The organism is Aliiroseovarius subalbicans, assembly GCF_022678625.1.
Lineage (GTDB): Bacteria > Pseudomonadota > Alphaproteobacteria > Rhodobacterales > Rhodobacteraceae > Aliiroseovarius_A > Aliiroseovarius_A subalbicans.
On record NZ_JALBYQ010000002.1, the window covers coordinates 424464 to 448179 of the forward strand.

The 23716-nt window shown below is 61.0% G+C and carries 28 protein-coding genes and 1 tRNA gene; 10 read left to right on the forward strand and 19 right to left on the reverse strand.

The features are described from left to right. Positions 1-128: 128 nt before the first annotated feature. The 8 genes from rplL to MN188_RS09850 all read right to left on the reverse strand — a co-directional run bounded on the left by rplL (position 129) and on the right by MN188_RS09850 (position 5278). On the reverse strand, positions 129-503 hold the full coding sequence (gene rplL, locus MN188_RS09815; RefSeq protein WP_242108708.1) for a 50S ribosomal protein L7/L12: 375 nt from the start codon (positions 501-503) through the stop codon (positions 129-131). Between the two features lie 71 nt (positions 504-574). Further along, positions 575-1090 (reverse strand): 50S ribosomal protein L10, encoded by a 516-nt coding sequence (rplJ, locus tag MN188_RS09820; RefSeq protein WP_242108710.1) that lies wholly within the window; start codon positions 1088-1090, stop codon positions 575-577. A gap of 389 nt (positions 1091-1479) precedes the next feature. Next, a complete protein-coding gene (gene rplA, locus MN188_RS09825) occupies positions 1480-2178 on the reverse strand; it encodes a 50S ribosomal protein L1 (protein WP_242108712.1) in 699 nt (232 codons plus the stop codon). Position 2179: 1 nt separating this feature from the next. Next, a complete protein-coding gene (gene rplK / locus MN188_RS09830; RefSeq protein ID WP_242108714.1) occupies positions 2180-2605 on the reverse strand; it encodes a 50S ribosomal protein L11 in 426 nt (141 codons plus the stop codon). Between the two features lie 164 nt (positions 2606-2769). Then, positions 2770-3303, reverse strand: coding sequence for a transcription termination/antitermination protein NusG (gene nusG, locus MN188_RS09835; RefSeq protein WP_242108715.1), 534 nt, complete (start codon positions 3301-3303; stop codon positions 2770-2772). A 181-nt stretch (positions 3304-3484) separates the two neighbouring features. Further along, the gene (secE, locus tag MN188_RS09840; RefSeq protein ID WP_242108717.1) at positions 3485-3682 is read right to left on the reverse strand and encodes a preprotein translocase subunit SecE; all 198 of its coding nucleotides are present in this window, start codon (positions 3680-3682) and stop codon (positions 3485-3487) included. Positions 3683-3781: 99 nt separating this feature from the next. Beyond that, on the reverse strand, positions 3782-5095 hold the full coding sequence (locus MN188_RS09845; RefSeq protein ID WP_242108719.1) for a hypothetical protein: 1314 nt from the start codon (positions 5093-5095) through the stop codon (positions 3782-3784). 107 nt (positions 5096-5202) lie between these two features. Further along, positions 5203-5278 (reverse strand) — tRNA-Trp (locus MN188_RS09850). 100 nt (positions 5279-5378) lie between these two features. Here MN188_RS09850 and MN188_RS09855 point away from each other — a divergent pair. Next, complete coding sequence (locus MN188_RS09855) at positions 5379-6209, forward strand: class I SAM-dependent methyltransferase (RefSeq protein WP_242108721.1); 831 nt, start codon at positions 5379-5381, stop codon at positions 6207-6209. Positions 6210-6321: 112 nt separating this feature from the next. Further along, positions 6322-6885 carry a GIY-YIG nuclease family protein gene (locus MN188_RS09860; protein ID WP_242108724.1) on the forward strand — a complete coding sequence of 188 codons (564 nt, stop codon included), beginning with the start codon at positions 6322-6324 and terminating at the stop codon, positions 6883-6885. A 107-nt stretch (positions 6886-6992) separates the two neighbouring features. On the opposite strand, the gene tuf is transcribed toward MN188_RS09860, so the two are convergent. Together tuf and MN188_RS09870 are read right to left on the reverse strand one after the other, a co-directional pair. Further along, entirely contained in the window at positions 6993-8168 is a 1176-nt protein-coding gene (gene tuf, locus MN188_RS09865; protein WP_242108694.1) for an elongation factor Tu, read from the reverse strand. An 89-nt stretch (positions 8169-8257) separates the two neighbouring features. Further along, positions 8258-8851, reverse strand: a complete 594-nt coding sequence (locus MN188_RS09870; RefSeq protein WP_242108725.1) for a hypothetical protein — start codon at positions 8849-8851, stop codon at positions 8258-8260. 113 nt (positions 8852-8964) lie between these two features. On the opposite strand from MN188_RS09870, the gene MN188_RS09875 reads away from it, so the two are divergent. Further along, positions 8965-10320 (forward strand): cytochrome P450, encoded by a 1356-nt coding sequence (locus MN188_RS09875; protein WP_242108728.1) that lies wholly within the window; start codon positions 8965-8967, stop codon positions 10318-10320. Here MN188_RS09875 and MN188_RS09880 read toward each other — a convergent pair. Genes MN188_RS09880 through MN188_RS09890 form a run of 3 tightly spaced genes read right to left on the reverse strand, consistent with a single transcriptional unit; the run spans position 10317 to position 15049 of the window. Then, a complete protein-coding gene (locus MN188_RS09880) occupies positions 10317-11522 on the reverse strand; it encodes a M48 family metallopeptidase (RefSeq protein ID WP_242108729.1) in 1206 nt (401 codons plus the stop codon). The genes MN188_RS09875 and MN188_RS09880 overlap by 4 nt on opposite strands. 8 nt (positions 11523-11530) lie before the next feature. After that, a complete protein-coding gene (locus MN188_RS09885; protein ID WP_242108731.1) occupies positions 11531-12718 on the reverse strand; it encodes a DUF898 family protein in 1188 nt (395 codons plus the stop codon). A 3-nt stretch (positions 12719-12721) separates the two neighbouring features. Then, entirely contained in the window at positions 12722-15049 is a 2328-nt protein-coding gene (locus MN188_RS09890) for a DNA topoisomerase IV subunit A (protein WP_242108733.1), read from the reverse strand. A 131-nt stretch (positions 15050-15180) separates the two neighbouring features. Here MN188_RS09890 and MN188_RS09895 point away from each other — a divergent pair, with 131 nt between their 5' ends. The 4 genes from MN188_RS09895 (at position 15181) to MN188_RS09910 (ending at position 17418) form a co-directional block, all read left to right on the forward strand. Continuing rightward, positions 15181-15690 carry an SH3 domain-containing protein gene (locus tag MN188_RS09895; protein WP_242108735.1) on the forward strand — a complete coding sequence of 170 codons (510 nt, stop codon included), beginning with the start codon at positions 15181-15183 and terminating at the stop codon, positions 15688-15690. A gap of 37 nt (positions 15691-15727) precedes the next feature. Beyond that, on the forward strand, positions 15728-16561 hold the full coding sequence (locus tag MN188_RS09900) for an SDR family NAD(P)-dependent oxidoreductase (RefSeq protein ID WP_242108737.1): 834 nt from the start codon (positions 15728-15730) through the stop codon (positions 16559-16561). 69 nt (positions 16562-16630) lie between these two features. Beyond that, entirely contained in the window at positions 16631-16834 is a 204-nt protein-coding gene (locus MN188_RS09905) for a twin transmembrane helix small protein (RefSeq protein ID WP_242108739.1), read from the forward strand. Next, the gene (locus MN188_RS09910; RefSeq protein WP_242108741.1) at positions 16834-17418 is read left to right on the forward strand and encodes a cob(I)yrinic acid a,c-diamide adenosyltransferase; all 585 of its coding nucleotides are present in this window, start codon (positions 16834-16836) and stop codon (positions 17416-17418) included. Before MN188_RS09905 ends, MN188_RS09910 begins: the two co-directional genes overlap by 1 nt. Positions 17419-17421: 3 nt before the next feature. On the opposite strand, the gene MN188_RS09915 is transcribed toward MN188_RS09910, so the two are convergent. Then, positions 17422-17889 (reverse strand): GyrI-like domain-containing protein, encoded by a 468-nt coding sequence (locus MN188_RS09915; protein WP_242108743.1) that lies wholly within the window; start codon positions 17887-17889, stop codon positions 17422-17424. 10 nt (positions 17890-17899) lie between these two features. Further along, on the reverse strand, positions 17900-18265 hold the full coding sequence (locus tag MN188_RS09920) for a VOC family protein (protein WP_242108745.1): 366 nt from the start codon (positions 18263-18265) through the stop codon (positions 17900-17902). Positions 18266-18428: 163 nt separating this feature from the next. Between MN188_RS09920 and MN188_RS09925 the strand changes: the two genes are divergently transcribed. Both MN188_RS09925 and MN188_RS09930 read left to right on the forward strand, forming a co-directional pair. Next, positions 18429-19187, forward strand: coding sequence for an electron transfer flavoprotein subunit beta/FixA family protein (locus MN188_RS09925; protein WP_242108951.1), 759 nt, complete (start codon positions 18429-18431; stop codon positions 19185-19187). Continuing rightward, positions 19187-20113 carry an electron transfer flavoprotein subunit alpha/FixB family protein gene (locus MN188_RS09930; protein ID WP_242108747.1) on the forward strand — a complete coding sequence of 309 codons (927 nt, stop codon included), beginning with the start codon at positions 19187-19189 and terminating at the stop codon, positions 20111-20113. Before MN188_RS09925 ends, MN188_RS09930 begins: the two co-directional genes overlap by 1 nt. An 85-nt stretch (positions 20114-20198) precedes the next feature. Here the strand turns inward: MN188_RS09930 and MN188_RS09935 are convergent, their stop codons facing one another. Further along, positions 20199-21041: a DUF6473 family protein gene (locus MN188_RS09935; protein WP_242108749.1), complete on the reverse strand. Its 843-nt coding sequence runs from the start codon at positions 21039-21041 to the stop codon at positions 20199-20201. Between the two features lie 147 nt (positions 21042-21188). Between MN188_RS09935 and MN188_RS09940 the strand changes: the two genes are divergently transcribed. Beyond that, positions 21189-22064, forward strand: a complete 876-nt coding sequence (locus MN188_RS09940; RefSeq protein ID WP_242108751.1) for a 3-hydroxybutyryl-CoA dehydrogenase — start codon at positions 21189-21191, stop codon at positions 22062-22064. 66 nt (positions 22065-22130) lie between these two features. Here MN188_RS09940 and MN188_RS09945 read toward each other — a convergent pair whose 3' ends face one another. From MN188_RS09945 to MN188_RS09955, 3 genes are read right to left on the reverse strand one after another with little or no spacing between them, the layout of a single operon-like run. Next, positions 22131-23012 carry a lysophospholipid acyltransferase family protein gene (locus MN188_RS09945; RefSeq protein WP_242108753.1) on the reverse strand — a complete coding sequence of 294 codons (882 nt, stop codon included), beginning with the start codon at positions 23010-23012 and terminating at the stop codon, positions 22131-22133. 22 nt (positions 23013-23034) lie between these two features. Further along, the gene (locus MN188_RS09950; protein ID WP_242108755.1) at positions 23035-23313 is read right to left on the reverse strand and encodes an HPr family phosphocarrier protein; all 279 of its coding nucleotides are present in this window, start codon (positions 23311-23313) and stop codon (positions 23035-23037) included. Positions 23314-23319: 6 nt separating this feature from the next. Further along, entirely contained in the window at positions 23320-23712 is a 393-nt protein-coding gene (locus MN188_RS09955) for a PTS sugar transporter subunit IIA (RefSeq protein WP_242108757.1), read from the reverse strand. Positions 23713-23716: the final 4 nt, after the last annotated feature.

Genomic DNA, 23716 nt, shown 5'->3' on the forward strand with positions numbered 1-23716 from the left:
TCCCGATCCGTTGAACCTTTCCCAGGAAAAGGCCCATGATTGGCCCTTTCCAAGACAGGTTCGGCTGGACCCCGATTTCTCGGGATCCAGCCAATATTTCGCGGGCTCATGCGGCCCGTAAGCGGGGCTTAGGCCAGCTCGACCTCGGCGCCAGCTGCTTCCAGCTTGGCTTTGACGTCTTCGGCTTCGGCTTTGTCCACGCCTTCTTTGATCTTGCCGCCAGCTTCGACCAGCTCTTTGGCTTCTTTCAGGCCAAGACCGGTGAGACCGCGAACTTCTTTGATCACGTTGATTTTCGAAGCGCCGGCGTTCTTCAGAACGACGTCGAATTCGGTTTTCTCTTCTTCAGCTGCGCCGCCGGCGTCGCCGCCGCCTGCAACCATCACAGCGCCGCCAGCGGCGGGCTCGATGCCATACTCGTCTTTGAGGATGGTTTTCAGTTCTTGTGCTTCGAGAAGGGTCAGACCCACGATCTCTTCAGCCATTTTCTTCAGATCAGCCATTGTACTGTTTCCGTTCGTTTTAGATGTGTTCCAACGTGTAGGTGTTCACCCCACGCAGGTATCAAGATTGCTTAAGCAGCCGCCTTGTCCTCGACAGTGGACAAGATGGACGCGATGTTCGAAGCAGGTGCGCCAATGGCCCCAGCGATGTTGGAAGCAGGTGCGCCGATGCAGCCAACGATCGAAGCAATAAGCTCCTCACGCGACGGCATAGCGGCGACGGCTTTCACACCGGCCGGATCCAGAGCCGTTTCGCCCATTGCACCACCAAGGATAACGAGTTTCTCGTTCCCCTTAGCGTACTCCTGAACCACCTTGGCTGCTGCCACGGGATCTTCGGAATAGGCGAGTACGGTCATGCCATTGAGAAGGTCGGAAATCGAAGCGTTCGGCTTCCCCTCAAGGGCGATCTTGGCGAGCTTGTTCTTGGCAACGCGCACAGACCCGCCCGCTTCACGCATTTGCGCGCGCAGGTCCTGCATTTCAGCAACCGTGAGACCCGCGTAGTGGCTGACCACTACAACGCCAGAGCTTTCAAAGATCTGGCCGAGTTCCTCGACCAGTTTTTCTTTTTGTGCTCTATCCACAGTTTCACTCCAAGTATGGGAGGCTTGTGGCCCCCCGGCTCTTATTCACCGGGCCAGGCCCGGCATGAAGTCCGTTTACGGGGCATCGCCAAAATCACCCGAGGTCGGAACCTCGGCGAGAATGTCGTTTCCCGTCTCAGGCAGGATTTATGAGACCCAGATTGGCCCCACCCACCGTCTTGGACGAAACGCAAAACAGCGCACGACGAATCGCACGCTGGTCTACAAGAGCGTATCTAGGAGTATTTGGCACATTTTCCAACCCCCTATCGGGGCCAGCTGGCGGGAAAGATGAAGATTTCGTCACCATCCCGTGCGCCTTGGCATGATAGCACGAAAAAGGGCGAGGCCAAAGCCCCGCCCTTATGACGTCTTCGAACAGAAAGGGCTTAGTTGCCCGTCGCGTTCTCGATGTCCAGCGACACGCCCGGACCCATAGTCGAGGACAGCGCGATTTTCTTCATGTAGGCGCCCTTGGCACCGGCCGGCTTGGCCTTCTGAACGGCGTCCACGAAGGCGCGCACGTTTTCGATCAGCTTGGCTTCGTCGAACGACGCCTTGCCGATACCAGCGTGAACCACACCGGCTTTCTCGGCCTTGAACTGAACCTCACCGCCCTTGGCGGCTTCGACGGCAGCTTTCACGTCCATGGTGACCGTGCCCACTTTCGGGTTCGGCATCAGGTTGCGCGGGCCCAGGATCTTACCCAGGCGGCCGACGATCGGCATCATGTCCGGAGTCGCGATGCAGCGGTCGAAGTCGATGTTGCCGGCTTGCACGGCTTCCATCAAATCCTCGGCACCGATCACGTCTGCGCCGGCTTCCTTGGCTTCGTCAGCCTTGGGGCCACGGGCGAAGACAGCGACGCGCATGGTTTTGCCGGTGCCGTTGGGCAGCGAGACAACGCCGCGGACCATCTGGTCGGCGTGGCGCGGGTCAACACCCAGGCACAGGGCGATTTCAACGGTTTCGTCAAATTTCGCTTTGGCGTTGCCCTTGACCAGTGCAACAGCTTCTTCGACGGTCACGTTGTCCTTGCCGGCGAATGCTTCGCGGGCAGCGGTTGTGCGTTTTCCAAGTTTCGCCATCTTACTTCACCTCAATGCCCATGGAGCGGGCGGAGCCCAGGATGATCTGCATCGCGGCTTCGATGTCGTTCGCGTTCAGATCCTTCATCTTTGCCTCGGCGATTTCCTTGACCTGCTTGGAGGTCACGGAGCCGACGACTTCGCGGCCCGGCAGGTTCGCGCCGGACTTCAGCTTGGCAGCCTTCTTCAGGAAATAGGACGCCGGGGGCGTCTTGATGTCCATCGAGAACGACTTGTCCTGGTAATAGGTGATGATGGTCGGGCACGGTGCACCGGGCTCCAGCTCCTGCGTCTTGGCGTTGAACGCCTTGCAGAATTCCATGATGTTGATGCCGCGCTGACCCAGGGCGGGACCCACGGGCGGGCTGGGGTTGGCTTGACCTGCAGGAACCTGCAGTTTCATCGTGCCAGCAATCTTCTTGGCCATGTGGCCTCTCCTTCTCACAATAGCTCGGGGACGCGTCCCTTTGCCTTCGATTGCCGTGGTCGGGGTCCGGGCCGCGGCCCCTCGCCTCCCACGTATGAAACTCATCGCCCCTTACGGCGCTCTTCGTCGCGAAGACGGCCTGTCAGGGCCGGATGAGCGATCGCTCAGGTTTCTTTCGTAACCTGAGTGAATTCCAGTTCGACCGGGGTTGCCCGGCCAAAGATCGACACCGTCACCTTCAGGCGCTGGTTGTCGTCGTCCACACCTTCGACCATTCCGTCGAAACCTTCGAACGGGCCATCGGTGACGGACACCTTTTCGCCGATTTCAAAGCTGATCAGGGTGCGCGGGGCTTCCTGGCCTTCTTCGACGCGGCCCAGGATGGCCTGCACCTCGGCGTCACGCATCGGCATCGGGCGGCCTTGCGGGCCCAGGAAACCGGTGACGCGGTTGATCGAGTTGATCAGGTGATAACCTTCGTCCGACATTTCCATGTGGACCAGAACATAGCCCGGCATGAAGCGACGCTCGGCGGTCACTTTCTTGCCGCGACGGACCTCGATCACCTCTTCGGTCGGGACCAGAACTTCGTCGATCTCGTCCTCAAGACCCTTTTCCGTGACAGAAAGCTTGATCTGCTCGGCGATCTTTTTCTCGAAGTTCGAGAGCACGCTCACCGAATACCACCGTTTGGCCATCTGTTTCCGTCCCGTGTCACATGGCGGCGCACCGCCAAAGGTTCAAAAAATCCAAGCGGTTACCCGCCCGTTCCAGAACAAAAAATCGGCGCGCAACTCGAATCGCCGCACGCCAGTCTGGAAAGTTCTGCCCGCATTACTCCTGAAATCACGTCATTTCAAGGGTCTGCGCGCCTGTTCGTCAGCCGAACATCCCCAGCACTGCGGACAAGCCCGAGCGGATGCCCAGGTCGACCAGCGAGAAGAAGATCGCGGTAAGCGCCGCCATGGCGAAGACCATACCGGTCGTCAGCAGCACTTCGCGTCGTGTCGGCCAAACGACCTTGGACACTTCGGCGCGCACCTGCTGAATGAATTGAAGAGGGTTCGTCATTGCCATTGTTCTGCTTCTCCCGGGGAACAGGGGGTGAAATAGAGAAACCGCGCAAGGTTTTCAAGCCCGCGCGGTTCACCATGGCGTTTCAATGGCGTCAGCGTCTCACAATTCGCCCCGCGCCTGGCGCGCAAGCTTGTCAAACGGGTCGCCGCCACGCGCCGTTGACTTGCCGGGTTTGCTTGCCTTGCCGGCAAATCCCTTTGGTAGTCCCACAATGTTCAGCCCACCAAGTTTCAGGCCGGTGTCAGGTTTCGCTTTGACCCCCAGCGCCGGTGCAAAAGCAGACCTGAGCTTGGTGAACCCCCAATACACACTCGCCCAAAAGCCGACCAACAATACCAGCGGCAAAAAGCTGAACGCCCCGACGCGCGACAGGAAGGGGAAGAAAATAGCGGCAGCGACGACTCCATAGGCCGCAAGGGTGAAGCCACTTGGGCGCCAGGAACGTGTCGCCCTTGGGCGCGGCGCAGGCTTGGGGGCTTCACCCGTGGCCGCACGATGCGCCTTCAGACGCTCAAGCGGGCTGTCTGCTTTGGGCTTGCGGGCCGCGGCGCCTGCCTGTTGATCGTGCAAGCGGCGCTGATTCAACCGACCCAGTGGACTGTCGTCGGTGATCGAGTCTGCCATCGTCGGCGTTTGCGGCGCAAAAGACGATTGTGCTTTTGCTGCCGATTCTACAGGCGCCGTGCCCGCGATCGGGCCGTTGGCAAAGGGGTCGGGTTTTGTGCGCTTGCCGTTCATGCCCCGCTTGAACACAAGCTTCACGATACCAATCAGGGCAATGCCTGCGCCGATCAACCAAAAGATCATCCGCTCGCGCATTGGCACGCCCCTGGGGGCAAGCGCGGCCTCGCGCCCCTGCCAGAATGGGTCAAGGATGACAAAGCCGGAGGCCCGCGTCAGGCCGTTCTTTTCCATCACCTCATAGGCGTGATCATCAGCCGGATGCGTGTGCTTCGCGAACCCGTTGAAGCGGAAAAACGGTCGTTCAACTTCGAGCTTTGGAAGGTCGACGTAGTCGTACAGATTCTCGCTGAAATTCTCCCACTCGCTTTTGGTCAGAATCAGTGCCGCCCGCGCGACTTTGCTTGCCGCCTGATCTTCGGAACCGAACAGAACATACAGATAATGGTTGCCGGTCTTCACCAGGTTGGTGCGCTCGATCAGGTTGGTGTTGTAGTCATAGTTGATCCACCCCGAAACGTGGACCTCTTTGGCGTCACTGATGTGATGGGTGCGACTGAAATCGCTCAGGTCAACGACGTCCGGCATCGGGCTTTCCAGCGCCGTGGCGCGTTCAGCCTCGGTTTCAAGGGCGGATTGATACGCGAGCTCACCCAGATAGCCAACACCACCGGCCAGTGGGAAATACAGCCACCAGGGCATCATAATCAGAAAGGCAATCACGCGGTTCAAAATGCACTCCTTCTCCGAACAATTCATCGGGATGAAAGCAACCAGAACGGGAAAACCGGGCACCAATGTGGCGTGACTTTGCAAAATGTGCGAAAAATTGGGGGTCCTGGCAGGGGCAGCAGGGTTCGAACCCGCGACCTACGGTTTTGGAGACCGTCGCTCTACCAACTGAGCTATACCCCTAGGACCGAGGGCCGAATTACGGCATGCAGCCGGGGTTTTCAAGAGCCCTTTTCACATCGCGTCAATGGAAGAGTAACCTTGATGCTGTTAAACCTTGGAAATGACGAAACGAGATGCAAGCGACTTTGCCAACACGCCGTGGCGGACGCAAGGACCGGGGGTGCTGGACCCCGTCCGGCCCGTACCGACGATGCTGGGCGAAGATGAACAGCTGTTTTACCACTGGCTGACCCACGATTGGTCGCGCGATGCGGGCGCGACCGTGGATCTGGGCTGTTTCGCCGGCGGGTCGACCGCGCGGCTGGCCGAAGGGCACCGCAAGGCCGGGCACAGCGCGATGATCCATGCCTATGACCGCTTTGGCGCCAGCGCACCGGTTAAGGAAAGCATTCTCTACGCGCAGGGCGTGGCACCGTTCGAGGGCGAAGACATCCTGCCGCTTGCAACCGCCCTGTTGGAGCCTTGGACCGAGCAGATCGAACTGCACCCCGGGTTGATCGAGGATCAGATCTGGGACGAAGGTCCGATCGAAATCCTGGTGATGGACGCGTCGAAAAACACCCGGTCGATGGACCGGATGGCGGAAATCTTCTTTCCGTCGCTGATCCCCGGCGGATCGGTCGTGGTGCAACAGGACTACCTGCACTGGAAAACCCCCTGGATCGCCGTGCAAATGGCGCGCATGGCCGAGCATTTCGTGCCCGTGACCGTGGCCGACCCGGACACGGTGGCGTTTCTGTGCGTCAAAGCGGTCGATCAGACGGCATTGGCAGCCGGACGCTGCTCGGGCCTGTCGGACGCGGACATGCGCGACGGGCTGGGCCAGGCGCGCGCCGCCATGCGCCCCTTCGCCGCCGCCCCCGGCGTCAAGAAACTGATCCGCGCCACCAAGGCCAACCCGGGCGCGCGGGCTACCTACCAGATGCGCTAGCTTTGGACAGTGTCTCCTAGATGACGGGAGTAGCCCTGCGACAAGAGGCATGCTCCAACGGTTGTTATTCATTTGCCTTGAAGCACCCCGCCCACAGATGCATCGTTGAAACATGGAATATTCCAGCATTTCGAGCGAAGGCATCGATCCCAAGAGGCCGTTGATCTATCGAATTGACGTGATCAATGGGGGTGTCTTGCGCAGCTATATTGGTCAATCCGTGAATGCAGCCCGACCCCTCCGTGCGCATCTTGTGCTCGCAGGTCAATTGTTGACCCGCGATACATCCAATCGAAGTCAGCGCGTGCACCGCGCTATGGCCGACGCGATCCGCGCGGGAGGTTCGGTTCACCTCGCACTTCTGGAAAACTGCCCCGTTGCGCAACTGACCGCACGGGAAACGCATTGGTGGGAAACGCTGCGCCCATCGCTGAACGCACTCAAGCCTGGTTTAGCTGGCTTCAAGCAAATGAAACGCACGCCCAATCGGGACCGATGGTTTGATGCATTCCTAACGGCCGAGGATTGGAGCACCCTGCGGCGCAATTCGCCCCCCGGCGCGTGGGGAGCAGCGGTTACCTCCTTTGGCGCCCGCTTCGGTTTGAGCAAGGAAGAGGCTTTGGCGGAGTTTCCCCAGTTTCTTGAAGAAACGCACGTTCCGCCCACAAAGCCCTGACAGCATTCAAAAGGCCGAACAGAGGTTCCTTTTCAGAAGGCGGGCCACGCGGACACAAAAAAGGCCGCCTTGCGGCGGCCTTTTCGTTCGAACATCAGCGGAGCTGATTACTCGATGATCTTGGACACGACGCCCGACCCCACGGTGCGGCCGCCTTCGCGGATGGCGAAGCGCAGGCCGTCTTCCATCGCGATCGGTGCGATCAGCTCAACGCCGAACTTCAGGTTGTCGCCCGGCATCACCATCTCGGTGCCAGCGGGCAGCTCAACCGTGCCGGTCACGTCGGTGGTCCGGAAGTAGAACTGCGGACGGTAGTTCGCGAAGAACGGCGTGTGACGCCCACCCTCTTCCTTGGTCAGGATATAGACCTCGGCTTCGAACTTCGTGTGCGGGTTCACCGAGCCCGGCTTACACAGAACCTGGCCACGCTCAACCGCGTCACGGTCGATGCCGCGCAGCAGCACGCCGACGTTGTCGCCAGCTTCACCACGATCCAGCAGCTTGCGGAACATTTCCACGCCGGTGCAGGTGGTTTTCTGCGTGTCTTTGATGCCGACGATTTCGATCTCGTCACCTACATTGACCACACCACGTTCGATACGACCGGTCACAACCGTGCCGCGACCCGAGATCGAGAACACGTCTTCGATCGGCAGCAGGAAGGCGCCGTCAACGGGACGCGCGGGGGTCGGGATGTACTCATCCACAGCCGCCATCAGCTCCTTGATCTTCTCTTCGCCGATTTCGGGCTTGTTGCCTTCCATCGCTGCCAGAGCGGACCCGGCAATGATCGGAATGTCGTCGCCCGGGTAACCGTACTCGCTCAGAAGCTCACGGATTTCCATCTCGACGAGCTCCAGCAGCTCTTCGTCGTCGACCTGGTCAACCTTGTTCATGAAGACAACCATGGTCGGGATGCCGACCTGGCGACCCAGCAGGATGTGCTCACGGGTCTGGGGCATCGGGCCGTCGGCCGCGTTCACCACCAGGATCGCGCCGTCCATCTGCGCCGCACCGGTGATCATGTTCTTCACATAGTCAGCGTGGCCGGGGCAGTCGACGTGGGCATAGTGACGCGCGTCGGTCTCATATTCCACGTGCGCGGTCGAGATCGTGATGCCACGAGCTTTCTCTTCCGGCGCGCCGTCGATCTGGTCGTAAGCCTGGAAATCACCAAAATACTTGGTGATCGCCGCGGTCAGCGTGGTTTTGCCGTGGTCAACGTGGCCAATCGTGCCGATGTTGACGTGCGGTTTGGAGCGTTCAAACTTTTCCTTGGCCATGTGCCGGTGCGCCTCATGCTGAGGGGTTCGTGATGAACCCGAATTGATATGGCGCGCTCGTTACTTGGTCACGAAAGGAAAATCAAGTATCAGTTGCTCTTGCTCCAGTCTTTCCGTGGCTCTGTCGCTTCGGTTTCCTCGGTCTCTAGCGGCTCTCCTCCGAACCATTCGGGATGCTCCAGCATCCAGTCGTGGATCATCTTGGCCGCGCTACGCGAAAGGTTGCTCATCTGGGTTTCTTTGTTCTGGAACAGACCAGAGCTGAGGAAGGTTTTTTCCGACAGACGCTCGAAGGCGACGAAACGCTTCGGTTCGGCGTTGATCTTGGTCCCTTCGGCGTCATCCCACAGGGTCACACCGAGGATCAGGACCGATTTCGGCGAGGCCACGAAGGGCACACCAGGGAACGCCAGGACATAGCCTTCGACCTTGACCGCGATGTGGTAGTAGTGATCACCATCGTAGCGCCCGAAGCGCTCGGCGATCGCTGCATTCATGCTGGCCTTCCATTCCTCTTCATCCGCTTTGCGTGACAGCGGGCCGATTTCCGGGTCGGGGGCGACAACAATGTTGTGGCCAAGAAGAAAATCGCCCATCGGCGCGGGCGCTTCGGCCAGGTCTTTGAATTCGTCGCAGGCACTCAGGCTCAAGGCCAAGGCCAATATGGCAAACAGTCGTTTCATGCGGTCCCCCTCGGTTCGCCCTATCGATACCTTGACTGGCGGCCCGGTGCAAACCACGTGATTGCCCCCGTCCCCGCTGCGGTCGTATAATGTGGTTGGCAAAAGGAGGCGTCATGACCCAAGACCATCTTCCGGTGCGTGTGCCACTGGCCCGGGAACGACGCGGGTTTCTTCATGTACTGGCGCAGGCGCGTCGCAATGCCCTTGCCATCATTCCCGAAATCGCCACGCAACAACCGATCGTGTCTGGCAAGATGGTGCGCCGGTTTCACATGGTGATGGACCCGGAAAGCCTGCGTAATATCCTGAAGGATCGCGCCGACGATTATCCGAAATCACCCGAGGCGCTGAACATTCTTCGTCCGGCCCTTGGCAGTGGGCTGTTTTCGGCAATTGGCGAGCACTGGCGCTGGCAACGGCGCGCGGCGGCGCCGGTGTTTACCCGGCGCAACGTCGAACAGCTGACGCCGGTGATGACCGAGGCCGCCCAGGCGGCCGTGACCCGGTTAGGGGCCCAGGCCGCCGACGGGCCGGTGGACATGGCGGCCGAAATGCTGCGCACCGCATTTGAGGTGATCGCTGCCGTCACCTTTAGCCACAAGACCGGCATCCCGCGCGACCTGGCCCACCGCGCGATTGAGAATTATCTGACCGGCGCCGGGCGCGTGTCACTGTTCGACTTCCTTGGATTGCCCGACTGGGTGCCGCGCCCTGATCGGCTGGTGCCAGCCTCTGAGCTCCGACGCCTGAAGCGAGCCGCCGATGATGCGATCGATGCCCATGCGGCCCGCGCACTGGATGAGGTGCCCGACCTTCTGGACCTGTTGATCGATGCGCAAGACCCGGAAACCGGGCGGCGCATGACCACGCCCGAGCTGCGCGACAATCTGCTGACCATGCTTGTGGCTGGGCACGAAACGACCGCGCTGGCCTTGTCGTGGTCGTTTTACCTGTGCGCCTTCGACACGGATGTGCAGGAGCGCGCGCGCGCCGAGGCGCATGAGGTGCTGAATGGGCGTATTGCCACCGGCGACGACGTGGTGAACTTGCCCTATACCCGTCAGATCGTGGAAGAGGCGATGCGGCTTTATCCGCCTGCGGGCTTTCTGTCGCGCACCGCCACAGCGCCCGATATGTTGCAGGATCGCGAGGTTTTACCGGGCGATACGATCATGCTGCCGATCTATGCGCTGCACCGCAACCGGCTGTGGTGGACGGACCCGGACCGCTTTGACCCAGACCGGTTCGAAGACCCGCGCGCAATTGATCCGTTCGCTTATCTGCCGTTCGGGGGCGGGCCGCGCATCTGTCTTGGTATGAGCTTTGCGATGCAGGAAACCGTGATCGTGCTGTCGACGCTGCTCAGCCGGTTCCGGTTCACCCCGGTCCCCGGACGGGTGCCCGAACCGGTACTGATTCTATCCCTGCGTCCCGGCGGCGGCGTCTGGCTGAATCTAGAGCCGATCTAGCCCTTCTTGACCGACGGCACCACGTCAGGGGCCTTCGGCTCTTTCAGCGGCGGAATATCCCGTGTCGGCTCGGGTATGCGGGCCGGAGCCTCGCCACAGATTTGGCGTAGCGCTTCCCATTCGTCGCTGTCCAGAACCGGACGTTCCGGGGCCTCACCAGTGTCGGCAGCCAAGGCTGCACTGATCCGGTCCTCAAGCTGCGGGTGGGATGCGAAATGGGCGATGATGCCTTCCGCATCGCCATGTTTGTCCTTGAGCCGCTGAAACATCGTGCCCAGCGCTGAGGGCGGCAACCCGGCCTGCTCCAACAGCGCGTGTGCATAGGTATCGGCCCCGGTCTCGGCGTCCTGTGAATAAGACGCGTTGATAAGTTGATTGGCCAGGAACAAAACCACCGTGCCGCCCGCGAAATCGCCGAACAAAAGGCCCAAAACTCCGATCGACCCGGCCGAGCGGAGCGCGTCGCGGGTCGGATCGCGCGCGACCACATGGCCGATTTCGTGGGCCAGGACTGCGGCGAGCTCCTCGGGAGCTTCGGCGGCGTGGATCAGCCCTTTGAACAGTATCACCCGTCCTCCCGGCAAGGCGAAGGCGTTGACCATGGGGTGATCCAGCACCTGCACCCTGATCGGATAGGGCAGGTCAGAATAGGGGTTCAGGCGGACCTCCATCTTGGCCAGCGCGGCGGCGCCTTCGGGCCTGTCGCACACCTGCACCGGGTCCAGACCGGTCTGGTCCAGCGCCACGCGGATCTGTTCGAATGTCGTATCCCCCAGCGCCTTTTCGCCCTCGGGCGGCAGGAACTCGGCCAGCTGGTTGGCCATAACCGGCACCAGGAAGAAAATGATCACTGCGACGCTGGCCAGCGCCGCCGCGGACCATTTCAGCAACCGCCCCAGATTTTCAAACGGCGGGCGCTGGGTCAGGTTCGGGGCCAGACCTGCGATCTGCTCGGCCGGCCCCTTGCCCTTGAGCACCAACCGCGCCAGCTTGTCCCCGGCCTGAGACAGCACGATACCATCGCGCCCGGCCTGGTCCGGCGCCCTGCGCAGGCTATCGAACGGCCATTCGATCCGCGCGCCATCAGGCCGCGTGATGCGCAGGGCGGTCGGCGTCACATGCAGCTCCACCCGTTGCCAGCGTGCGTCGCGGCCGTTGACGAATTGGGCGAACAGGTGCTGCTCTTGTGCGTCTGGTGTCATTTCTTCGGTCACAGCGCCGCCCCCACATCCAAGGCATCGGCGAAACCTTCGGCCTCGGCAAATTCGTCACGGTCGCGCTGGTGCACATCGCTCAGGTTCTGGGCATCGACCAGCGCCGTTTCAATCGCGAAATGCTCGACCATCGGCACTTTCACAAAAGCATGGTGAAACACGTCCCACAAAACGAATACGGTGAAATAGGTCAGGACACCGATCATCGTCGCGACCCAGCCGGGAATTGACGAAAAATCACCGTTGAGAATCGCGTCGGGGTTCATCGACACGCCCAGCGCGGCAATGATGGCGACCAAGGCGAGCGCGGCCATGAGGACCCCGGAGATGCACAGGTAGATCAGGCCATAGCCGCCCGCATAGATGCCAACGACCCGCCCCGCGCGTGGTGCGCTGGTCAGGCGGGCGCCACCCAATTCTTTGGTCTCAGACAAACGCCTGAAGCTGTCCGCACGCCAGAAGGCGAGACCATAGATCCCCCAGGGTACCGACAGCAGAAACACCAACATCCAGGCCGGGTTTTCGGACAGATACAGCATCACGGCCCCTAAAATGCTCAACCCCGCCGCAGTGTACAGCGGGCGCATGGCGCGCAGAAGCATGGTCCAGCGCCCACCCTGATGCAGGCGCAAACTGCCGAAATAGGTCCGATCGGTGCGATATTTTTCAAGCGCGAAAGCCTTGAGCGGCCACAGCAGCCCCGCGGTCAGGATCGTGAGCGTCCAATACAGCGCCGCGCGCCAGGCATAGCCCCAGGCGCCGGGCTCCAATCCGAAACGAATACCGCGCCAGCGGGTGCGCGCCAGCACGTAGCGACGGGCGCGGTATTGCGCGAAGAAGATGATCGGCAATATGCCCACAAAGGACAGGCCATAGGCCACGAAATTGCCCTGAAACAGGCTGAAGCTGACAAACATCAGAAGCAGGTTCACCACGCCGATATAGAAAGCCATAAAGACCACGGCGACCAGGAATCCCAGCAGCTTTTCCAAGGGCTGGCCCAGGTATTCGAACGGCGCGCCGCCGGGGCGCACCGCGCTCCAATAATACCGACGCAGGCGGGTTTTCATCCAGAACCGGTAAAACCCCAGCGTCACGACCGTCAGGAGCCCTGTCTTCAGCGCCAGCCGAAACACCGCACCCTTGTCGCCGACAAATTCGGTTTTCAGGGGCGAAAGAGTCATGGCTTACTCGAACTTGTTGTTACGCGGAAACCCATAGGGCGGGGCCTTGCCCACTCCAGCACGTTTGCCGATCCAGGGCGACATGTCCACCTCGGTCCGGGTGCGATCCCCGGCTGCGGGCCAGGACAGGCCATCGGCCAGGTCGAAGGTCTTCACGTCCGACAGGCCGCCGTCCAGCTCCAAAATCCCCTGTTTGCCACGCGCCGAGTTGTATTTCTGAAGCCGCACGCCCTTACCGCGCCCCATTTCGGGCAGGTCGGTCACAGGGAAGACCAGCATCTTGCGGTTCTCCGACATGATCGCAACATGATCGCCGGTGATCGGCACGCAGATCTTGGCCACATCGTCGCCCACGTTCAGCACCTGTTTGCCCGCACGTGTCTGGGCCACAACGTCGGTCTGGTTCACGACAAAACCGTTGCCACCGGTCGAGGCGACCAGCATCTTCTGGTCCGGCGTGTGGATGAACATGTCCACGATTTCCACATCGTTGGGCAGGTCCACGATCAGGCGAATCGGCTCGCCCATGCCACGCCCGCCCGGCAGGTTGGCCGCGCCCAGCGTATAGAACCGCCCGTTCGCCCCGAACACCAACAGCTTGTCGGTGGTTTCGGCGTGGAAGATGAAACGCGGGGCGTCGCCGTCCTTGAACTTCAGCTCCCGGCTCAGGTCGATATGGCCCGACATGGCACGGATCCAGCCCATCTGAGAGCAAACGACCGTGATCGGTTCACGCTCGATCATTGCCTCCAATGGCACATCTTCGACCTCGCCCGCCTCGGCGAACTGAGTGCGGCGCGCGCCGCCGTCGAAGTCTTTGCCGAACTTCTTCTTGGTCTCTTTCAACTGATCGCTGATCCGACCCCATTGCAGGCCCTCGTCTTCCAGAAGGTCTTCAAGCTCGGCGCGTTCGCGCATCAGCTCTTCCTGCTCGCGCTTCAGCTCCATCTCTTCCAGGCGTCGCAAGCTGCGCAGGCGCATGTTCAGGATCGCTTCGACCTGAGCCTCGGTCAGTTCGCCGTCGCCCGGCGCCGGGCTGACATAGTCCGCCTCGGACATGGCGCGCGCATGGTCGCGGCCCCAATCTTCGCGCATCAGGGCGGCCTTGGGATCGTCATCGTATCGGATGATGTCGATCACCCGGTCGAGATTGAGAAACGCGATGATAAAGCCCTCAAGGACTTCCAACCGCTTGTCGATCTTCTCCAACCGGTGCTGCGAGCGGCGTTGCAGCACGTCGCGTCGATGATCGAGGAAAGCGCGCAGCACTTCCTTCATCGAACAGACCTTGGGCGTCACCCCGTCGATCAACACGTTCATGTTCAGGCTGAACCGCGTTTCCAGGTCCGAGTTGCGGAACATCATGTTCATCAGAAGCTCGGGGTCGACGTTCTTCGACTTCGGCTCCAACACCAGACGAATGTCATCGGCGCTTTCGTCGCGCACATCAGCCAGAATCGGGATCTTTTTGAGCTGAATGACCTCGGCGATCTTTTCGATCAGCTTGCTCTTCTGCACCTGGTACGGGATTTCCGTGACCACGATCTGCCACTGACCACGATCAAGCTTCTCGATCTCCCATTTGGAGCGCAGGCGGAAGCTGCCGCGCCCGGTGCGATAGGCGTTGGCGATGTTGTCCTTCGGTTCGACGATCACGCCGCCGGTGGGGAAATCCGGACCAGGCACATAATTCAGCAGCGTGTCATCGCGCGCATCCGGCACCTTGATCAGATGCAGGCAGGCGTCGACCAGCTCGGTGATGTTGTGCGGCGGGATGTTGGTCGCCATGCCGACCGCGATGCCGCTGGAGCCGTTGGCCAGCAGGCTGGGAAACTCGGCGGGCAGCACGACCGGTTCGGTCAGGCGACCATCGTAATTGTCGCGAAAATCGACCGCGTTTTCGTCCAGACCCTGCAACATCGCCTCGGCGACGAAGGTCATGCGCGCTTCGGTGTATCGGCTGGCCGCCGGGTTGTCCCCGTCGATGTTGCCGAAATTGCCCTGACCATCCACCAGCGGATAGCGCACCGCGAAATCCTGCGCCAAACGCGCCATCGCGTCATAGATCGCGGCGTCGCCGTGAGGGTGGAAATCCCCCATCGTGTCGCCGGAAATCTTTGCCGATTTCAAAAACTTGCCGTTTGACGCCAGCTTCAGCCGGTTCATCGCATACAGGATGCGCCGATGCACGGGTTTCAGCCCGTCGCGCGCATCGGGCAGCGCCCGGTGCATGATCGTCGACAGGGCGTATGTCAGGTACCGGTCCCCGATCGCCCTGCGAAGGGGCTCCGAGATTTCGTGGGTTTCATCGTCGTTGCTGCTCTCACTCATATCCGCTGTTTACCCAGCCGCGCGGGTGCAAACAAGCGACGAGCGGCAAACGAGGGAAAACTTGCGCCCTTTTCCCCTGAAAGGGTAAAGTGGCGGGGAGTATGTGTTTTTCCCAGAGTACGGGGGGTACAATGGGTGTATTGAAGCTTTCTGGTTTGACCGTTGGCGCATTGGCGCTTTTGATGGTGGTCTACGGGCACGAAGACGGCCTGCCCGAGGATCGAATCGGTCGCGAACCCCACCGAGTTGCTACCAGCGCTCTGCCGTCACCCGAGCCTGCCCCGGCACTGATCGCTCAGGCCGCCGCAGACATCGAACCCGAACCGGCACTGAAGCCGATCTTGGAAGTCGCCACACACACCTCGGCCCCTATTGCCCCTGTCTCTGAGCTGCAGCCTGCTGAAATCATCCCCGCCACCGCCGAGGTCGTGCCAAGTATACCGGTGCTTTATGTCACCGGGTCGAAAGTCAACATGCGCGCCGGTCCGTCGACCGGTCAGGGTATTGTCACCGCGCTGGTACGCGGCACTGCTGTAGACGACCTTGGCGCGGCTGGCGATGGCTGGACACAGATCCGTGTGGTCGAAACCGGTGAACGAGGCTTCATGGCCTCGCGGTTCCTGGACTCGGTGAAACGCTGACGTTGCACGTGCGCCGCCCCTGCCCTAAGCCTTGGGCATGAGCCAGAAATCCATCCTTATCACCGGCTGTTCCTCGGGCATCGGATACGACGCCGCCCTTGGGCTTACCGCCCGCGGCTGGCGAGTCTTTGCGACCTGCCGACAGGACAGGGACGTTGCCCGCCTGACCGGCGAAGGCCTCGAATCGCTAAAGCTGGATCTGACCGACCCCGACAGCATGACCCGTGCGCTTGAGGACATTCTTGCACGCACCGGCGGCACACTGGACGCGCTGTTCAACAACGGTGCTTTCGGCCTGCCCGGCGCTTGTGAGGACCTGCCGACAGACGCCTTGCGCGAGATATTCGAGACCAACGTTTTTGGCACCCATGAGCTGACCCGCCGCGTGATCCCGATCATGCGGGCGCAGGGACACGGGCGGATCGTGCAGAACTCGTCCGTTCTGGGTTTCACCACCTACCCCTGGCGCTCGGCCTATACCGCGACGAAATACGCGTTGGAGGCGCTGACGGACACTTTGCGCATCGAAATGCGCGACACGCCGATCCACGTGGTCCTGATCGAACCGGGGCCGATCCCGACCCGCATCCGGGAAAACTCGATCCCGCATTTCGAACGCTGGATCGACTGGAAATCCTCTCCGCGCCGGGCGCAATACGAAGACAGCCTGCTGAAGCGGCTTTACAGCGACCGCACCGGGCCGGACCCGTTTGAGCTGCCGCCCGCCGCCGTCACCGCAAAACTGGTCACGGCGTTGGAACATCCCCGCCCCAAAGCGCGGTATTTCGTGACCAAAGCGACCTGGTTCGCCGCCATCGGCAAGCGGCTTTTGCCGACGCGGCTGATGGATGCGATCATCGCGCGCAGCTGATCCCCCCTCGCCAAACCGGATCGAAGCGGGTATCTGATCCGCCAGTGAAACGCGTGAAAGGACCGGGACATGTTCCAGGACCCCCTCTTTCTTCTGGTCGTCGTCGCCGTTGCGGCGGTTCTGATCATCCTGCTTTTGGGCATTGGCACCTTCGGCGCCGGGGGTGAAGTGGCGCGCAAGCACTCCAACCGGATGATGCGATACCGGATCATTTCCCAGGCCATCGCCATCGCCCTCATCCTTCTGTTCGTCTATTTGCGCGGAGGCAATTGATGGTCGTCCTGAACAAGATCTACACCCGCACCGGTGACAAGGGCACGACTGCCCTGTCGGACGGATCACGCGTGGAAAAGCATTCGCTGCGCGTCGATGCCTATGGCTCGGTCGATGAAACCAACGCGACGATCGGTCTGGCCCGGCTGCATTGCGGCCCCGAAGGCCAATCCGACATGGACGCAGCCCTTGGCCGCATCCAGAACGACCTGTTCGATCTGGGCGCCGACCTGGCCCGGCCCAACATGGACCAGGACGACCAGGCCGAATACACGCCGCTGCGCATCATCGACGCACAGGTCGAACGGCTTGAGGCCGAGATCGACGTGATGAACGCGAACCTGTCCCCGCTGCGCAGTTTCACCCTGCCCGGCGGGTCGCCCCTGGCCGCCCACCTTCACCTTGTGCGCACCGTGTCGCGCCGGGCGGAACGGATGGCCGTGAAACTGGCGGCCTCCGAAGACGCCAACCCGGCGGCGGTGAAATACCTCAACCGCCTGTCCGACTGGGCCTTCGTCGCCTCACGCGTGGCCAACGGGAACGGCGAACGAGACGTGTTGTGGGTGCCGGGCGCGAATCGCTAGGGATCAGCCCTTCAGCGGCACCCAGATTTCATAGGTCATGACCCCGTCCTTGGCGTCCGGATCATCTGGATACGCCTCGAACACCACGCCCTCGGCCTGCTCATGGTCCGAATTCGGCAGCCAGGTGCTGAAGATCGCATCGAACATCGCCGGAAGGTCCGCCACCGGGCCGCGGTTGCGGAACACGGCGTATGTGCCCGCCGCGGCCTCGACCGAACATGCGCCATCGGGCACGGTGCCCAGCGGATCGACCTCGACGGCTACGGCATAACGGAATCCGTCCGGCGTAGTGTCGAACGACAGGCCATAGAGTGCACCAGTGACGGTGTTTTCAATCTGCCATCCAGATCCAAAAAACCTCTCATACAGCGCCGGGATCTTGTAGCGTGTTTCCATCGTGAAGGTATCAGCTGCGCCAACGAAATGACGTTGAGGCCGGGTGACGATTTGCGGGTCAGGGAGGTTAGTCATTGAACTTCCTTCAGCTTTCGGGTTGCCACAGTTCGATCGGATTGCCTTCGGGATCGTGGATGCGGGCAAAGGCACCGATGCCCTCCATCGCGACGCGGTCCTCGACCTCGACACCGGCTTGCTCCAGCTGCGCGACCATCCCGTCCAGGTCGGCCACCCGGAAATTCAGCATGAATTGTTTGGACGGGTCGCCGAAATAATCCGTGTCGGCCGGGAAAGGGGCGAACACTGTCGCGCCGCCCTCGGACATCCACGGCAGCGTATCGGCATCGGTTGGCACCGGGTTGATGCCCAGGTGTTTTTCATACCACGCCGCCAACAGCCCCGGATTTGCCGTCCGAAAGAAAAACCCGCCGAATCCCTGCACCTTTTGCATCGCACTCTCCTTGTTCGCGCTATCACCCTCGGACCGACGTATGGAACGCGGCGTCGCAGGGCCATTTCTTGTCGATTTTGCCCTGTTTTCCGTTCGCATGAAACGATAAACGATGGGACGAGAGCTTAGCGCCCATTCGGGCAGTAACTGGGAGATCCACGCAATGAAGGTACTCGTGCCTGTAAAGCGCGTGATCGACTATAACGTGAAAGTGCGCGTCAAAGCGGACGGAAGCGGTGTCGATCTTGCGAACGTGAAAATGTCGATGAACCCTTTCGACGAGATTGCCGTCGAAGAGGCCATTCGCCTGAAAGAGGCCGGCAAGGCTGACGAAGTGGTGGCCGTGTCCATCGGCGTCAAGCAGGCCCAGGAAACCCTGCGCACCGCGCTGGCCATGGGCGCCGATCGCGCGATCCTGGTGGTTGCCGCTGATGATGTACACGAGGACATCGAACCGCTGGCCGTTGCCAAGATCCTGGCGAAAGTCGTGGAAGAAGAGCAGCCGGGCCTGGTTCTGGCCGGCAAGCAAGCCATCGACAACGACATGAACGCCACCGGGCAGATGCTGTCGGCCCTGCTGGGTTGGTCGCAAGGCACTTTCGCCTCTGAGCTGGACATCGACGGCGACAAGGCCGTTGTGACCCGCGAAGTGGACGGTGGCCTGCAGACCATCAACGTGACGATGCCCGCCATCATCACCGTCGACCTTCGTTTGAACGAGCCGCGCTATGCGTCTCTGCCAAACATCATGAAGGCGAAGAGAAAGCCGCTGGACGAGAAAACCGCCGCCGATTACGGCGTCGACACCACGCCGCGACTGGCCGTCGTTTCGACCGCCGAGCCGGAAGCACGTGCTGCTGGCATCATCGTGGGCTCGGTCGACGAGCTTGTTGAAAAACTCAAAGAAGCGGGGGCTGTGTAATGGCTGTTCTTCTTCTCGCAGAAGTCACCGACGGCGAACTGGCGATGGACGCCACCGCCAAAGCTGTCACCGCTGCTGCATCGCTGGGTGACGTGACCGTGCTGTGCGCCGGCGCATCCGCCGCCGCCGCAGGCGACGCCGCCGCGAAAATCGACGGTGTGGCCAAGGTTCTGGTCGCCGAAGACGCATCATTGGGTCACCGCCTGGCAGAACCGACCGCCGCACTGATCGTGTCGCTGGCCGGGGATTATTCGCACATCGTCGCCCCCGCCACGACTGACGCCAAGAACGTCATGCCGCGCGTCGCAGCGCTGCTGGACGTGATGGTGATCTCGGACGCGTCGGGTGTTGTCGATGCCGACACGTTCGAGCGCCCGATCTACGCCGGTAACGCCGTTCAGACCGTCAAATCGTCGGATGCGACCAAGGTCATCACCTTCCGCACCTCGACCTTCGACGCCGCTGGCGAAGGCGGCTCGGCCGCCGTTGAAACCGTGTCGGCCGCTGCCGATCCGGCACTGTCCTCCTGGGTCGAAGACAAGGTTGCCGAAAGTGACCGGCCCGAGCTGACCTCGGCCGGTGTGGTTGTGTCCGGTGGTCGTGGCGTCGGGTCCGAAGAGGACTTCGCCCTGATCGAGAAACTGGCCGACAAGCTGGGTGCCGCTGTTGGCGCATCGCGTGCCGCTGTCGACTCGGGCTATGCCCCGAACGACTGGCAGGTGGGCCAGACCGGCAAGGTGGTTGCCCCGGACCTGTATGTTGCGGTCGGCATCTCGGGCGCCATCCAGCACCTTGCTGGCATGAAGGACTCGAAGATCATCGTCGCGATCAACAAGGACGAAGAAGCCCCGATCTTCCAGGTCGCGGATTTCGGCCTGGTTGCCGACCTGTTCGACGCTGTCCCGGAACTGAACGACAAACTGTAAGGCAACGGGCCTTCCGGCCCGAACCTTCAGCCAAGACACGAAAAGGCCCGCCAATTGGCGGGCCTTTTTGCTGTGCCGTCTGACCTTACAGGTGCGGTGACAGTACCTCGGCCAAATGCTCGGCCACAAAATCATGCGCGGTGACCCCCAGCATCCCACGCGCAGCGGGTTCCTCAAGGTCCGTGAATACCATCTGGTCATAGCCAGACGCGATCTCGTCCTCGCCAACCGCAACCTCGACCACGCCCGCGACAAAGGGCTTCAACTCCGCAATCATCTCTTCCCCCACGAACAGCGGGTCGGTGCCGTCAATCCCGGCATCGTCACTGGCGCCGGGCGCATGGTCGGACATCCACAAAAGCACGATCTTGCCGTCAATCTTCGAGATCAGCGTCTTCATCCGCGCGACCCAGGCTTCTTTCAACTCCTGCTCCACCATCGCGAACTTGTCCGGCGACACATCGCGCAACGTGGTCAACAGATGGCGCGTGAAGTTGAATTCGGTAAAGTCGACCTCGCGGTAAATGGTTTTGAGCAGGTTCGAGGCCCGGAGAAACCGGTCATTGCGCCGCGGATGCACCGCATAGAACCGGTTCGACATGTTCTGCGCCCCGGTCATCTGCACCACGGTAACGGCCGCGTTGGAACAGGCATCCAGCACGGTCTGGTCGTTCACGAACACATCGGTCCCGGCATTCATACAGCCGAAGTTTACCACAGTGTGGTTCAACGCTTCCCCAAGCGTTTCCGCATAGGGATGTTCGACAAATTTACCATAGGTCTCGGTCCCGCCAAGGACAGCGACATAAGGTGTGTCAAGCTTGCGCTTTGGACCCCGAAACAGCAATTTGGATTTCCCGTACCGACACGGGTAGTATTCAAGGGCACCCTCGCCCAGGTTTTCATAGGCCATATCCACCCACTCCATTTCATTTCACCCACAACGGAGATTCGCAGAGATTCCTTGCCAAACCGCTAAGTTTAAAATGCCCCTTGCTTTCTCAAGGCGGCCTTAACCCTTGCACCCACGCCGCAGCGCCGCATAGTCTGGGAGAGGAACAGGAAAGGGTTGTTCATGGCTATCGAAACGGTCGGAATTGTCGGTGCGGGGCAGATGGGGAACGGCATCGCGCATGTGTTTGCTTTGGCAGGCTACCAGGTGCTGATGACCGACATCAGCCAGGATGCGCTGGACGCCGCCGTGACGCGGGTCACCAAGAACCTGGACCGACAGGTCAGCCGCGAGGCAATCTCGGCCGAAGACCGCGACGCCGCACTGGCGCGCATTCGCACGACCTTGACCCTGACTGACCTTGGCCCGACCGACCTGATCATCGAGGCCGCGACCGAACGCGAAACGGTCAAACAGGCCATTTTTGAAGACCTCCTGCCGCACCTGAAACCGACCACGATCCTGACTTCGAACACCTCGTCGATCTCGATCACCCGGCTGGCCTCGCGGACCGATCGGCCCGAAAAATTCATGGGGTTCCATTTCATGAACCCAGTGCCGGTGATGCAGCTGGTTGAATTGATCCGTGGGATCGCCACCGATGCAGAAACCTATGACACGCTGCTGGCCGTTGTCGAAAACCTGGGTAAAACCGCCGCCTCGGCCGAGGATTTCCCCGCCTTCATTGTGAACCGCATCCTGATGCCGATGATTAACGAAGCGGTCTATACGCTGTACGAAGGCGTGGGCAACGTGAACTCGATCGACCAGTCGCTGAAACTGGGTGCGAACCACCCGATGGGGCCGCTGGAACTGGCCGATTTTATCGGGCTGGATACCTGCCTGGCGATCATGAATGTGCTGCATGACGGGCTGGCGGATACCAAATACCGCCCTTGCCCGCTTCTCACCAAGTATGTCGAGGCCGGCTGGCTGGGCCGCAAGACTGGGCGCGGGTTTTACGATTACCGGGGGGAAACGCCGGTTCCGACGCGCTGACGCCGGCACCGGGCGCCAAATCATAGCATCATGCGTGGCGAAGCCACTCCGCTTGGCAACGCTGCCTTAGGTCGCGCTTCCAAGGTCCAGTGTGTGCTGGCGTAGCCAGGCCATGAACCCGCGGGGGTCCGTTTGTAAAAGCGTCATCTCGTCATCGCTAAGCGCAGGCCCAACAACTGGCGCCTGTGGCTTGTTGCAGCTGTGAACGATCTCATGAAGCAGCAGAGCCTGGCGCAAGGTTGCGGATATCCGGTTCGCCATCTGATACCAACGTGAGTTGGAGCCAGGGAAATAGATCGGCACGACGCGCGCGCCTGACCGGCGGATCATCTGCGCGGTGAACACGTTCCACTCCGCTTCTTGAGCCGGGCCGAACAGGGTTTCTGACGATGCAACCACCCCGGACGGGAACAGGGTGATCAACCCACCCTGTTTCAAATGCGCCATCGCGAGTGCGCGCATTTCGACCATCTTCTTCTGCACATCCGTGTCGTGTGGAAATGGCACTGGGATCATGTAGCTTGAAGCGACTTCGTCGATCCCGGTCAGGACCGCGCGGGTCAGGATGCGGTAATCATCGCGACGCCGGCCGATCAGATCGGCCAAAATCATGCCGTCGACCATGCCGTGCGGATGGTTTGCGACCACCACCACAGGTCCGTCTTCCGGAATGTTCTGCAACTGCTCATCTGGGGTGAGAAGTGGGATACCCATCACATCCAGACAGGCGCGCCAGAAGGGTTGCCCCTTCGGTGCCCCCTGGCGCTCCAGCTTGCGCACCATGCGAATGATCTTGATTTTGCCCGTGAACCATTCAACCCCGCGGATGAATGTGGCCTGAAGCGGGCTGTCGAACGAATTTGCATAGGTCAGGCTGCGCCGATCATAATGCTGATCCTGGCGGTCCGGGGCGATCACTTCACCGGTATTCTCAGCACTCTCTACCACGGTCCCAGCCTTGCCTTTCGCGTCACATGCCTTCGCCGAACTTGTCCGCCACCAACGCCTCCAGCGCGTCCATCAGCTTGGCGGCTTCGGGTCCGGACGTCTCGACGTCAATAGTGGTTCCGTTCGATGCTGCCAACATCAAAAGCCCCATGATCGAGTCGCCCTCTGCATCGATTCCATCCTTTTCGACCCGTGCCGTGGCGTCATGCGCTTCGACCGTCTCGACGAATTTCGCTGATGCGCGGGCGTGCAGCCCCTTTTGGTTGACGATGTGCAGGGTGCGTTTTGTTTCAGAACTCATGCGCGCTCACTCCGGGGGGCCATCAATGCAGTCGATATACTTGCGCCCCGCCTTCAGCGCCGCTTCGGTGGCACGCGGCACGGTCAGGTGGCGGGACTTTGCCAGTTTCACCAACATCGGAAGGTTCGCGCCATACAGAATCTTGCGGTCCCTGGCGGCGCAGGCGGGCAAGGACAGGTTCGACGGGCTGCCGCCGAACATATCCACCACGACAACAACGCCATCCCCGGTATCCACTGCATCTGCGGCGGCGGCAATCTCGGCTCGTTTGACTGTGCGGTCGCAATCAGCCGTGGTCGAAATCGCTTGCATCCCTTTTTGTTCGCCAACCACATGTTCGACCGCCGCCAGGTACTCCCCAGCCAGTCCTCCATGCGCGACAATCACGATGCCGATCACGCCA

What these genes read in the sequence shown, in the direction of transcription:
- rplL (WP_242108708.1), bottom strand. Translation starts at nt 503, where the DNA reads ATGGCTGATCTGAAGAAAATGGCTGAAGAGATCGTGGGTCTGACCCTT.
- rplA (WP_242108712.1), bottom strand. Translation starts at nt 2,178, where the DNA reads ATGGCGAAACTTGGAAAACGCACAACCGCTGCCCGCGAAGCATTCGCC.
- rplK (WP_242108714.1), bottom strand. Translation starts at nt 2,605, where the DNA reads ATGGCCAAGAAGATTGCTGGCACGATGAAACTGCAGGTTCCTGCAGGT.
- nusG (WP_242108715.1), bottom strand. Translation starts at nt 3,303, where the DNA reads ATGGCCAAACGGTGGTATTCGGTGAGCGTGCTCTCGAACTTCGAGAAA.
- secE (WP_242108717.1), bottom strand. Translation starts at nt 3,682, where the DNA reads ATGGCAATGACGAACCCTCTTCAATTCATTCAGCAGGTGCGCGCCGAA.
- MN188_RS09855 (WP_242108721.1), top strand. Translation starts at nt 5,379, where the DNA reads ATGACGAAACGAGATGCAAGCGACTTTGCCAACACGCCGTGGCGGACG.
- MN188_RS09860 (WP_242108724.1), top strand. Translation starts at nt 6,322, where the DNA reads ATGGAATATTCCAGCATTTCGAGCGAAGGCATCGATCCCAAGAGGCCG.
- tuf (WP_242108694.1), bottom strand. Translation starts at nt 8,168, where the DNA reads ATGGCCAAGGAAAAGTTTGAACGCTCCAAACCGCACGTCAACATCGGC.
- MN188_RS09870 (WP_242108725.1), bottom strand. Translation starts at nt 8,851, where the DNA reads ATGAAACGACTGTTTGCCATATTGGCCTTGGCCTTGAGCCTGAGTGCC.
- MN188_RS09875 (WP_242108728.1), top strand. Translation starts at nt 8,965, where the DNA reads ATGACCCAAGACCATCTTCCGGTGCGTGTGCCACTGGCCCGGGAACGA.
- MN188_RS09880 (WP_242108729.1), bottom strand. Translation starts at nt 11,522, where the DNA reads ATGACACCAGACGCACAAGAGCAGCACCTGTTCGCCCAATTCGTCAAC.
- MN188_RS09885 (WP_242108731.1), bottom strand. Translation starts at nt 12,718, where the DNA reads ATGACTCTTTCGCCCCTGAAAACCGAATTTGTCGGCGACAAGGGTGCG.
- MN188_RS09890 (WP_242108733.1), bottom strand. Translation starts at nt 15,049, where the DNA reads ATGAGTGAGAGCAGCAACGACGATGAAACCCACGAAATCTCGGAGCCC.
- MN188_RS09895 (WP_242108735.1), top strand. Translation starts at nt 15,181, where the DNA reads ATGGGTGTATTGAAGCTTTCTGGTTTGACCGTTGGCGCATTGGCGCTT.
- MN188_RS09900 (WP_242108737.1), top strand. Translation starts at nt 15,728, where the DNA reads ATGAGCCAGAAATCCATCCTTATCACCGGCTGTTCCTCGGGCATCGGA.
- MN188_RS09905 (WP_242108739.1), top strand. Translation starts at nt 16,631, where the DNA reads ATGTTCCAGGACCCCCTCTTTCTTCTGGTCGTCGTCGCCGTTGCGGCG.
- MN188_RS09910 (WP_242108741.1), top strand. Translation starts at nt 16,834, where the DNA reads ATGGTCGTCCTGAACAAGATCTACACCCGCACCGGTGACAAGGGCACG.
- MN188_RS09915 (WP_242108743.1), bottom strand. Translation starts at nt 17,889, where the DNA reads ATGACTAACCTCCCTGACCCGCAAATCGTCACCCGGCCTCAACGTCAT.
- MN188_RS09920 (WP_242108745.1), bottom strand. Translation starts at nt 18,265, where the DNA reads ATGCAAAAGGTGCAGGGATTCGGCGGGTTTTTCTTTCGGACGGCAAAT.
- MN188_RS09925 (WP_242108951.1), top strand. Translation starts at nt 18,429, where the DNA reads ATGAAGGTACTCGTGCCTGTAAAGCGCGTGATCGACTATAACGTGAAA.
- MN188_RS09930 (WP_242108747.1), top strand. Translation starts at nt 19,187, where the DNA reads ATGGCTGTTCTTCTTCTCGCAGAAGTCACCGACGGCGAACTGGCGATG.
- MN188_RS09935 (WP_242108749.1), bottom strand. Translation starts at nt 21,041, where the DNA reads ATGGAGTGGGTGGATATGGCCTATGAAAACCTGGGCGAGGGTGCCCTT.
- MN188_RS09940 (WP_242108751.1), top strand. Translation starts at nt 21,189, where the DNA reads ATGGCTATCGAAACGGTCGGAATTGTCGGTGCGGGGCAGATGGGGAAC.
- MN188_RS09950 (WP_242108755.1), bottom strand. Translation starts at nt 23,313, where the DNA reads ATGAGTTCTGAAACAAAACGCACCCTGCACATCGTCAACCAAAAGGGG.